The sequence below is a fragment of the Desertihabitans aurantiacus genome (assembly GCF_003344635.1).
Lineage (GTDB): Bacteria > Actinomycetota > Actinomycetes > Propionibacteriales > Propionibacteriaceae > Desertihabitans > Desertihabitans aurantiacus.
This window is the reverse complement of the sequence record NZ_QPKK01000232.1, coordinates 1-6,067: the sequence shown is the minus strand read 5'-3', so window position 1 is coordinate 6,067 and position 6,067 is coordinate 1. Positions and strand designations below refer to the sequence as shown.

Here is a 6,067-nt window from a genome sequence, read left to right as displayed (position 1 = left end):
GGCGGGCGCAGCCGGCTGGTGGCGATCGCGACGGCCACGGCGGTCGCCGCTACCGCGGCCCCGGCGAGGACCGCGCCGGGGAGACCAGCCTGCCCGATGGCGCCACCCCCGAGCAGCGCGCCGACGGCGTCGCCGGCGTTGGCGGCCGACGCCGGGAGCGACGCCACCAGGGCCCCGCCCGGTCCGGCGAGGCTCATCACCCGGCTCTGCACGGTCGGTGCCATCGCCATGGCGAACAGCCCCATGCCGAAGACGGCGAGGACAGCCAGGCCCACCTGCCCACCGAAGAGGTACAGGACGGCCAGCGACACCGTCAGGCCGACAGCCCCGACCACCAGGGCACGTGGGGCGTGCGCGTCGGCGAAGCGGGAACCGGCGGCGGAGCCGACCGTGGTCGCCACCCCGAAGACGCACAGCACCACCGCCACCGCCGGTCCAGAGATCCGGGTGACGTCCCCGAGGTACGGCACGATGTAGGTGAGGGCCGACTGGAGGCCCAGGAAGACCAGGCTGCAGAGCGCGAGCAGGGCCAGCACCCGGGGAGCGAACGCGTGGCGCAGCTGCGTGCCCGCGGTGTGACCCGCCCGCGCCGCCGGCAGGGCGGGCAGAACCAGGCTCGCCGCCAGCAGGACCCCGACCACGACGACGGCGAGGCCGGCGAACGACGCGCGCCAGCCCAGCACCTGTCCTGCCAGGGTCCCGAGCGGCATGCCGAGCACGCCCGAGGTGGCGAAGCCGGTGATGACGACACCCATCGCCTGGCCGACGCGCTCCTTCGGCACGAGGTCTTCGACCGCGGTGAGCGCGGCCGCGAGGAACAGGCCCTCGGCCGCTCCGCACCCGGCCCGGGCGATGAGGAAGAGGGTGTGGTCGGCCACCAGCACCGGCACCAGGGTGAGCGTCGCGAACGCCGCCACGGCGCCGATCAGCACACTCCGACGGTCCAGGTGCGCCGTCAGCAGCGCGAGCACCGGGCCGCCGACGGCCATGCCCAGCGCGAAGGCGGTCACCAGGGCGCCAGCCGCCGGGATCGAGACGGCCAGGCCGGCTGAGATCAGGTCGAGCATGCCCACGACGAGCATGTCCGCGCTGCCCATGGCGAACGCCCCGAGGAACAGCACGGCCAGCACCATCCGGGTGCCACCGCGGGGTCTGACGATCGCGTCCATCACATCCTCCTGTCGTCGAGTTCTTGCTGCAACTTGCAGGTTGCACCTCATAACCGACATCGCAACCCTTCGGTTGCAGTTTGCGGAGCGATGCTCCCGAAACGGGTCGCAGGCGCAGCGACGTCACGGCTAGCGTCGGCCGCGGCCCCAGCACGACGACCCCGACCGGAGGCGATGGTGCGACTCGACCTGCCCGCTCACCTGACCGCACGCCAGCGGGCCCTGCTGGAGGATGCGGAGCGGAGGCTGTCGGCGGAGCTCGGGCCCGCGCTGCTGGGGCTGGTGCTGTCGGGGTCCGCCGGCCGCGGGCTGGCGACCGAGCACTCAGACCTCGACCTGCTCGTCGTCATGACGCCCGAAGCCGCCCAGGACCCCGCCGCCCCCTGGCTGCACACCGCCGAGCTCGAGCAGATCCCGCTGGCGCTGGACCACCTCGAGGAGATCGCGCCCTACGGCAGCCCCGAATACGCCTACCGCTGGTCCTACGCCTGGGCGCCGGTGCTGGCCGACGCCACCGGCGGTCGGATCGCGGCCGCGCTGGAGCGGCAGACCCACCTCAGCACCGCCGAGACCGTCGACGTGCTCATCGGCCACGGACGCATCGGCGCCTGGCTGAACCTCACCTTCCGGGCGCTGAAGTCCGTCCGGGCCGGCCGGCCGCTGCAGGCGCGGCTCGACGCCGTGGAGGCGTTGCCCTACTTCCTCGACGTCGTCTTCGCCCTCGACGGGCTGGTGCGTCCGTACAACTCGTCCCTGCCGTGGGCGCTGGCCGCCCACCCGCTCCCCTCCTGGTCGGGTGAGGACCTGCTCGGCCTGGTCGAGGGCATGCTGGACGGCCAGCCGGACGCCGTCCGCGCCGGTGTCCAGCGGGTGGAGGAGCGTGCCCTGCGGTTCGCCGACGAGCACGACGTCGGCGCGGTCCGCGAGGCGTTCGACGAGTGGCGTCCCGACGACTACGGCGTCGTCCTCGGGTTGCCGCCGTCGGCGTGAGCGTGGAGGCGGGCGCGTGGACCCGCTGCCGCCGGATGCCGCTATCCTCACCGCTGCGAGGGGGAGTAGCTCCCCAAGCGCACGTCGACAGACTGGTGGGCCATCCCACCCGGCGTGCCGCCCGTCCGACGGGTGAGCGAGACCCTCGACACCACATGTGCGTGTCGAGGCGTCCTACGTCGGCGGCCGCACGGAGAGGCCTCCTCGTGTCGCTGCTGAATCTCGTCGTCATCGCGGTGGGGGTGTCCGCGGACGCCTTCGCCGTCTCGATCGCCCAGGGCGTGCAGCTGCGCGCCAGGATCGTGCGCCAGGCGCTCCTGGTGGGCCTCACCTTCGGCGTCTTCCAGGCCCTGATGCCCCTGCTCGGCTGGTACGTCGGCGTCCAGGTGGGCCACTACATCGAGGCCGTCGACCACTGGATCGCGTGCGCTCTGCTCGTCGCGGTCGGCGCCAAGATGCTGTGGGACGGCCTGCGCGACGGCGCCGATGACGAGGACGACCGCGCGCTGTCGGTGCAGCGGCTGCTGGTGCTGGCGGTGGCGACCAGTGTCGACGCGCTGGCGATCGGGATCAGCCTGGCCCTGCTCGGGGTCGACATCTGGGGTGCGGTGGTCCTGATCGGGGTGGTCACGGCCGTGCTGTCGTTCGGCGCGGTCCTGCTGGGGCACCGCGTGGGCCTGCGCTTCAGGCGGCCGGCCGAGGTCGTCGGTGCGCTCGTGCTGATGGCGATCGGCGTGCGGATCCTGCTGGACCACACCCTGCTGGCCTGACGTCGCTCAGGCGCGCAGCACCTTCTCCATCGGACGACCCTTCGCCAGCTCGTCGACCAGCTTGTCGAGGTAGCGGATCCGGCGCATCAGCGGGTCCTCGACCTCCTGCACCTTCACCCCGCAGACGCTTCCGGTGATCAGCGACGCCTTCGGGTTCAGCTTGGCGGCGGCGAAGAAGTCCTCGAACGTCGTGCCTTCGTCGAGGTGGCGGTGCAGCGTGACGTCGTCGAAGCCGGTCAGCCAGCGGACCACCTCGTCCACCTCCGCGCGGGTGCGGCCCTTGCGCTCGGCCTTGGTGACGTAGTGGGCGTACACCGACGCGACGCTGGTGCTGTAGATGCGGTGCATGGGTGGACGGTACCGCCGGGCCGCGCCGAGGGCCATGCCCCGGACGGCCCGTGCGGTGCGCGCCGCAGCCCCCGGTCAGCCGGTCGCCAGCAGGCGCCAGATCCCGACCGCGCCGACGACCACGATCACCCCGCGCAGCGCCGGTGCCGGCAGCCGCCGCCCGACGGTGGCGCCGAGACCGCCGCCGACCAGCGTCCCGGCCGCGATCGCGGCCGCCGCGGGCCAGACGATCTCGTCGTGGGCGACCACCGCGTAGACGGCCGCGGCGACCACGTTGACGGCCAGGGTGAGCACCACCTTCAGCGCGTTGACCACCTGCAACCGCTCCGGCAGCAGCAGACCGAGGGCGGCGATGAGCAGGATCCCCTGGGCGGCGGTGAAGTAGCCGCCGTACACCCCGATGGCGAAGACCAGCAGGGTCAGCCGCACCGTCCGGGGGCGCGGCTCCGACCCGGTGCCCCGCCGTTCCGCCCGTCGCCGGCTCCAGGCCTGGATCCGCGGCTGGGCCAGCACCAGCACCAGGGCCAGCACCAGCAGCACCGGGACCACCACCCGGAACACCCGCTCGGGCAGGTGCAGCAGCAGCCAGGAGCCGAGCACCGCCCCGAGCACCGAGGCTGGCAGCAGCCGCAGCAGCCGGCGTCCCTGCCCGGCGGTCTCGCGGCGGTAGCCCCACCAGCCGGAGACGCCGCCGGCGACCTGCCCGACCGCGTTCGTCATCGTGGCGACCACCGGCGGGTAGCCGAAGGCGATCAGCACCGGGAACGTCACCAGCGTGCCCGAACCCACCACCGCGCCCACCGCGCCGGCCCCGACGCCGGCCAGCAGGACCAGCAGCAGCTCGACCGGGTCGATCACCGCGGGCCGGCCCCGACCCGCTCCCCCGTCGTCTCCCGGGCCACCGCGATGCCGCGGCGCTCCGGCTGGCGGAGGTCGCCGAGCTGCAGCGGCTCCTGCCGCGGCGAGACGGCGCAGTAGTAGTGCTCGAGCCGGCCGTCGCGGGCGATCACGGCCGGCTTGTGGGCGTGGGTCTCATCGACCGAGCCGGGCGGGCCGACGTCCAGCAGCACCTCCCCCGTCTTCGTCCAGCGGAGCAGATCCGGTGAGGTGGCGCAGAGCTCGCGGGCGTGCCCGTCGGCGGCCAGGCCGAAGTAGAACATCACCCAGTGCCCGGCCTCGGCGTCCCACAGCACGCAGGGGTCGGAGGCGAACCTCTCGTCGGCAGCACCCTCCGGTCCGTTGGCCAGCAGCGGCTGGTCCGACACCCGCTCCCAGTGCCGCAGGTCGTCGCTGACCAGGGCACCGGTCTGCTCGCGCCAGCGCCGCTCGGCGGTCTTGGCGTTGTAGAACAGCCAGTACCGCCCGTCGTGCTGCATCAGCCACGACTTGTACAGCCCGCCCCGCTCCCACTCCCCGCCCTCCTCGGGCCGGACGAGCGTCCCGACCTCCTCCCAGGAGCGCAGGTCGGTCGAGCGGGCGAAGCCGATCACACCGGGCCCGGACTCGTACCCGGCCGCGGGATAGGCGTGGAAGGTGGCGAGGTGGTGCCCGTCCACCCGCAGCAGCCGCCCGTCGCTGCGCAGGTCGTTCTCCCGCAGGACCGAGGTGATGGCGGTGTTGTAGCGCCGGTGCGGGACGGCCGGGTCGCGGGGGAAGACGAGCTCGGGCACCGACCACCGGCCGTCGGGCCGCTCCCAGCTGAGCCCGGTCTGGTAGCCGACACCGTCCCAGCCGACGAGCGTCATGCCCCGCCGGCCGTCGGTGCTGAAGACGAACGGGCAGTCGACGGCCAGGGCGTCGAAGCGGGACGGGTCCTCCGAGGGCGTCACGACGAGCGCTCCGGAGCGGTGCGGGGTGCGGTAGGTCATCGGATCCTCTTCCTCGGGACAGACGGACAAACGATTGCACGACTTCCCCCACTCCGGTGATCTGTTCCGTCCGAACGCTTGCGCTTCGCCGGGGACTGTGGCCTACAGTGACTGAGCAATCGTTTTTTCAGTTCGATGAGGAGCTCGCCTTGGCGCACGTGCTGTGGTTCCGCGACCCGGCCAACCGGTGGACCGAGGCGCTGCCCCTGGGCAACGGCCGGCTGGCCGCGATGTGCTCCGGCGGGGCCGTCGAGGAGCTGCTCCAGCTCAACGAGGGCACCCTGTGGTCCGGCGGCCCGCTGGACCCGGCCGAGGCGGTCGACAGCGACACCGCCCAACGGGCCCTGGCCGAGGCCCGCACCGCCCTGGACGAGGGACGTCCGGCCGACGCCGAGGCGGCGGTCCAGACCCTCCAGACCGGCTACCCCCAGTCCTACCAGCCGTTCCTCGACCTCCGCCGCCGGATCGCCGGCACGGCCGAGGTCGGCGGGTACTCCCGGCGGCTCGACCTGGCACGGGCGGTGGCGTCCACCCGGTTCGAGCTGGACGGCCACCCGGTCGAGCAGGACGTCTGGATCTCCGCCGAGCACCAGGTGCTCGTGCTGGAGCTGCGCAGCGAGCACCCGCTGGACGTCGAGGTGGAGCTGGTCCCCCGGCTCCGCGCCGACCACCTCGAGACGGACGGGTCGCTGGCCCGCGGCGTCTACCGCGCACCGGCCGACGTCGCCCCGGCCTGGCACCGCACCCCCGACCCGGTGCGCTGGAGCGACGACCCGACCGCCTCGGTGCGCGCCGCCCTGGCGGCCCGCGCCACCGGCGCGCGAGAGCTGACCTGGAGCACCGCCGGCGACGTGCTGCGGCTGCGCGCCACCGGCAGCCACCGCCTCACCCTGGTGCTGGCCGTGGCGACCACCGCGACCGG

The 6,067-nt window shown here is 73.7% G+C and carries 7 protein-coding genes; 3 read left to right on the top strand and 4 right to left on the bottom strand.

Annotated elements, in window-relative coordinates; all coding sequences use genetic code 11:
• Positions 1-1,169 (bottom strand): MFS transporter (locus DVA66_RS15820; RefSeq protein ID WP_157974050.1); only part of this gene is annotated, 1,169 nt, incomplete at its 3' end.
• A 174-nt stretch (positions 1,170-1,343) separates the two neighbouring features.
• Between DVA66_RS15820 and DVA66_RS15815 the strand changes: the two genes are divergently transcribed.
• Together DVA66_RS15815 and DVA66_RS15810 are read left to right on the top strand one after the other, a co-directional pair.
• Positions 1,344-2,159, top strand: coding sequence for a nucleotidyltransferase domain-containing protein (locus tag DVA66_RS15815; protein ID WP_198671835.1), 816 nt, complete (start codon positions 1,344-1,346; stop codon positions 2,157-2,159).
• Between the two features lie 206 nt (positions 2,160-2,365).
• The gene (locus DVA66_RS15810; protein WP_114560943.1) at positions 2,366-2,929 is read left to right on the top strand and encodes a manganese efflux pump MntP; all 564 of its coding nucleotides are present in this window, start codon (positions 2,366-2,368) and stop codon (positions 2,927-2,929) included.
• 6 nt (positions 2,930-2,935) lie between these two features.
• Here the strand turns inward: DVA66_RS15810 and DVA66_RS15805 are convergent, their stop codons facing one another.
• The 3 genes from DVA66_RS15805 to DVA66_RS15795 form a co-directional block, all read right to left on the bottom strand.
• Complete coding sequence (locus DVA66_RS15805; protein ID WP_114560946.1) at positions 2,936-3,277, bottom strand: DUF2200 domain-containing protein; 342 nt, start codon at positions 3,275-3,277, stop codon at positions 2,936-2,938.
• A 75-nt stretch (positions 3,278-3,352) separates the two neighbouring features.
• Positions 3,353-4,135 carry a sulfite exporter TauE/SafE family protein gene (locus DVA66_RS15800; protein ID WP_232821999.1) on the bottom strand — a complete coding sequence of 261 codons (783 nt, stop codon included), beginning with the start codon at positions 4,133-4,135 and terminating at the stop codon, positions 3,353-3,355.
• Positions 4,132-5,145 (bottom strand): glycoside hydrolase family protein, encoded by a 1,014-nt coding sequence (locus DVA66_RS15795; protein WP_114560942.1) that lies wholly within the window; start codon positions 5,143-5,145, stop codon positions 4,132-4,134. The genes DVA66_RS15800 and DVA66_RS15795 overlap by 4 nt, the downstream gene beginning before the upstream one ends.
• 158 nt (positions 5,146-5,303) lie before the next feature.
• Between DVA66_RS15795 and DVA66_RS15790 the strand changes: the two genes are divergently transcribed.
• Positions 5,304-6,067, top strand: a 764-nt coding sequence (locus DVA66_RS15790) for a glycoside hydrolase family 95 protein (RefSeq protein ID WP_232822000.1), incomplete at its 3' end; no start/stop codon positions are given.